The sequence below is a fragment of the Paraburkholderia unamae genome, from assembly GCF_003096875.1.
In the GTDB taxonomy this organism is placed as follows: Bacteria; Pseudomonadota; Gammaproteobacteria; order Burkholderiales; family Burkholderiaceae; genus Paraburkholderia; species Paraburkholderia unamae.
Map to the genome: position 1 here is coordinate 1 of NZ_QEOB01000057.1, position 4,846 is coordinate 4,846.

Genomic DNA, 4,846 nt, shown 5'->3' on the forward strand with positions numbered 1-4,846 from the left:
CACACCTGTTATAGGATCAAGCCTTACGGGCAATTAGTATCAGTTAGCTTAACGCATTACTGCGCTTCCACACCTGACCTATCAACGTCCTGGTCTCGAACGACCCTTCAAGGGGCTTGAAGCCCCGGGGATATCTCATCTCAAGGCGAGTTTCCCGCTTAGATGCTTTCAGCGGTTATCTCTTCCGAACATAGCTACCCGGCGATGCCACTGGCGTGACAACCGGTACACCAGAGGTTCGTCCACTCCGGTCCTCTCGTACTAGGAGCAGGTCCCTTCAAATATCCAGCGCCCACGGCAGATAGGGACCAAACTGTCTCACGACGTTTTAAACCCAGCTCACGTACCTCTTTAAATGGCGAACAGCCATACCCTTGGGACCGGCTACAGCCCCAGGATGAGATGAGCCGACATCGAGGTGCCAAACACCGCCGTCGATATGAACTCTTGGGCGGTATCAGCCTGTTATCCCCAGAGTACCTTTTATCCGTTGAGCGATGGCCCTTCCATACAGAACCACCGGATCACTATGACCTGCTTTCGCACCTGTTCGACTTGTGAGTCTCACAGTCAAGCACGCTTATGCCATTGCACTATCAGCACGATTTCCGACCGTACCTAGCGTACCTTCGTACTCCTCCGTTACCCTTTGGGAGGAGACCGCCCCAGTCAAACTGCCTACCATGCACTGTCCCCGATCCGGATTACGGACCAAGGTTAGAACCTCAAACAGATCAGGGTGGTATTTCAAGGACGGCTCCACGGAAACTAGCGTTCCCGCTTCACAGCCTCCCACCTATCCTACACAAACCGGTTCAAAGTCCAATGCAAAGCTACAGTAAAGGTTCATGGGGTCTTTCCGTCTAGCCGCGGGGAGATTGCATCATCACAAACACTTCAACTTCGCTGAGTCTCGGGAGGAGACAGTGTGGCCATCGTTACGCCATTCGTGCAGGTCGGAACTTACCCGACAAGGAATTTCGCTACCTTAGGACCGTTATAGTTACGGCCGCCGTTTACCGGGACTTCAATCAAGAGCTTGCACCCCATCATTTAATCTTCCGGCACCGGGCAGGCGTCACACCCTATACGTCCACTTTCGTGTTTGCAGAGTGCTGTGTTTTTATTAAACAGTCGCAGCCACCAGTTTATTGCAACCCCTTCACCCTTCTGGCGCAAGCCAGTCAAGCTACAAGGGCGTACCTTATCCCGAAGTTACGGTACCAATTTGCCGAGTTCCTTCTCCCGAGTTCTCTCAAGCGCCTTAGAATACTCATCTCGCCCACCTGTGTCGGTTTGCGGTACGGTCACTGTTGAACTGAAGCTTAGAGGCTTTTCTTGGAACCACTTCCAGTTGCTTCTTCACCTAAGTGAATGGCCTCACACCCTTGAATTCCGCGCCCGGATTTGCCAAAGCGCCTTCTCCAATGCAAGGACCGGGACTTCCAACACCCGGACAACCTTCCGCGATCCGTCCCCCCATCGCATTCAACAATGGTGCAGGAATATTGACCTGCTTCCCATCAGCTACGCATTTCTGCCTCGCCTTAGGGGCCGACTCACCCTACGCCGATGAACGTTGCGTAGGAAACCTTGGGCTTACGGCGAGGGGGCCTTTCACCCCCTTTATCGCTACTCATGTCAGCATTCGCACTTCCGATACCTCCAGCACGCTTTTCAACGCACCTTCGCAGGCTTACGGAACGCTCTCCTACCATGCGAGCAAAGCTCGCATCCGCAGCTTCGGTATATGACTTAGCCCCGTTACATCTTCCGCGCAGGACGACTCGATCAGTGAGCTATTACGCTTTCTTTAAAGGGTGGCTGCTTCTAAGCCAACCTCCTGACTGTTTTAGCCTTCCCACTTCGTTTCCCACTTAGTCATATTTGGGGACCTTAGCTGGCGGTCTGGGTTGTTTCCCTCTTGACACCGGACGTTAGCACCCGATGTCTGTCTCCCGTGATTGCACTCTTCGGTATTCGGAGTTTGCTATGGCGACGTAATCCGCAATGGACCCATCAACCATGACAGTGCTCTACCCCCGAAGGTGATACACGAGGCACTACCTAAATAGTTTTCGGAGAGAACCAGCTATTTCCAGGTTTGTTTAGCCTTTCACCCCTATCCACAGCTCATCCCCTAACTTTTCAACGTTAGTGGGTTCGGTCCTCCAGCACGTGTTACCGTGCCTTCAACCTGGCCATGGATAGATCACCTGGTTTCGGGTCTACACCCAGCGACTGAACGCCCTGTTCGGACTCGCTTTCGCTACGCCTGCCCTATTCGGTTAAGCTTGCCACTGAATGTAAGTCGCTGACCCATTATACAAAAGGTACGCCGTCACCCCTTGCGAGGCTCCGACTGTTTGTATGCATGCGGTTTCAGGATCTATTTCACTCCCCTCCCGGGGTTCTTTTCGCCTTTCCCTCACGGTACTGGTTCACTATCGGTCGATCACGAGTATTTAGCCTTGGAGGATGGTCCCCCCATCTTCAGACAGGATTTCACGTGTCCCGCCCTACTTGTCGTACACCTAGTTCTTCCATTCCGTTTTCATCTACAGGGCTATCACCTGCTATGGCCGCACTTTCCAGAGCGTTCGATTAACGGTACAGATAAAGAGTACAGGCTGATCCCATTTCGCTCGCCACTACTTTGGGAATCTCGGTTGATTTCTTTTCCTGCGGCTACTTAGATGTTTCAGTTCGCCGCGTTCGCTTCGCATGACCTATGTATTCAGTCATGGATACTCCATACGGAGTGGGTTTCCCCATTCGGATATCGGTGGATCAAAGCTTGTTTGCCAGCTCCCCACCGCTTTTCGCAGGCTACCGCGTCCTTCATCGCCTGTGATCGCCAAGGCATCCACCACATGCACTTGTTCGCTTGACCCTATAACGGGTGTGTCTCAGTCGTGATCGCTCACGGTGAATCCACTCGTTACAGGTTGAGTATTCGTGTTGCGCCGTATTTCAAGGCAATCTTTCGATCACTTAAAAATACATTGATACAATCACAACCCTGATTCACTTACTCCACACCCATCTCTAAGTGTGTTTCGGATGAATCTCTTTACTACTTCTTCCTGATTGTTAAAGAACGACAGGCGATACGATTTTCGTATCGCTATTCGAAACAGCCGACAAGTGTGAGCGCTTTAACGCAGTGAGCGATGAGCTCGAGAAAGGAGGTGATCCAGCCGCACCTTCCGATACGGCTACCTTGTTACGACTTCACCCCAGTCATGAATCCTGCCGTGGTGACCGTCCTCCTTGCGGTTAGACTAGCCACTTCTGGCAAAACCCACTCCCATGGTGTGACGGGCGGTGTGTACAAGACCCGGGAACGTATTCACCGCGGCATGCTGATCCGCGATTACTAGCGATTCCAGCTTCACGCAGTCGAGTTGCAGACTGCGATCCGGACTACGATCGGTTTTCTGGGATTGGCTCCACCTCGCGGCTTGGCAACCCTCTGTTCCGACCATTGTATGACGTGTGAAGCCCTACCCATAAGGGCCATGAGGACTTGACGTCATCCCCACCTTCCTCCGGTTTGTCACCGGCAGTCTCCCTGGAGTGCTCTTGCGTAGCAACTAGGGACAAGGGTTGCGCTCGTTGCGGGACTTAACCCAACATCTCACGACACGAGCTGACGACAGCCATGCAGCACCTGTGTTATGGCTCCCTTTCGGGCACTCCCACCTCTCAGCAGGATTCCATACATGTCAAGGGTAGGTAAGGTTTTTCGCGTTGCATCGAATTAATCCACATCATCCACCGCTTGTGCGGGTCCCCGTCAATTCCTTTGAGTTTTAATCTTGCGACCGTACTCCCCAGGCGGTCAACTTCACGCGTTAGCTACGTTACCAAGTCAATGAAGACCCGACAACCAGTTGACATCGTTTAGGGCGTGGACTACCAGGGTATCTAATCCTGTTTGCTCCCCACGCTTTCGTGCATGAGCGTCAGTATTGACCCAGGGGGCTGCCTTCGCCATCGGTATTCCTCCACATCTCTACGCATTTCACTGCTACACGTGGAATTCTACCCCCCTCTGCCATACTCTAGCGATGCAGTCACCAATGCAGTTCCCAGGTTGAGCCCGGGGATTTCACATCGGTCTTGCATCACCGCCTGCGCACGCTTTACGCCCAGTAATTCCGATTAACGCTTGCACCCTACGTATTACCGCGGCTGCTGGCACGTAGTTAGCCGGTGCTTATTCTTCCGGTACCGTCATCCCCCTAGGGTATTAGCCCAAAGGATTTCTTTCCGGACAAAAGTGCTTTACAACCCGAAGGCCTTCTTCACACACGCGGCATTGCTGGATCAGGCTTTCGCCCATTGTCCAAAATTCCCCACTGCTGCCTCCCGTAGGAGTCTGGGCCGTGTCTCAGTCCCAGTGTGGCTGGTCGTCCTCTCAGACCAGCTACGGATCGTCGCCTTGGTGAGCCTTTACCCCACCAACTAGCTAATCCGCCATCGGCCACCCCAATAGCGCGAGGCCCGAAGGTCCCCCGCTTTCATCCAAAGATCGTATGCGGTATTAATCCGGCTTTCGCCGGGCTATCCCCCACTACTGGACATGTTCCGATGTATTACTCACCCGTTCGCCACTCGCCACCAGGTGCAAGCACCCGTGCTGCCGTTCGACTTGCATGTGTAAGGCATGCCGCCAGCGTTCAATCTGAGCCAGGATCAAACTCTTCAGTTTAATTCCTGTTACTGTTTTTGGTTTCGTTAGAAACCAGTCGCTCACTCAAAGCTGACAGGTTCTGAATAAATTCAAAAACCTGACTTACTTTAGTGTGAGACTCTTGATACTTTCGCTACTCCCGACTTC

General features: G+C 52.8%; 2 rRNA genes. Both read right to left on the reverse strand.

Going from position 1 to position 4,846, the window contains the following annotated elements:
* Positions 1-12: 12 nt before the first annotated feature.
* Positions 13-2,893, reverse strand: a 23S ribosomal RNA gene (locus C7402_RS45940).
* Between the two features lie 291 nt (positions 2,894-3,184).
* Positions 3,185-4,717, reverse strand: a 16S ribosomal RNA gene (locus C7402_RS45945).
* The 16S and 23S rRNA genes sit together here, the layout of an rRNA operon.
* Positions 4,718-4,846: the final 129 nt, after the last annotated feature.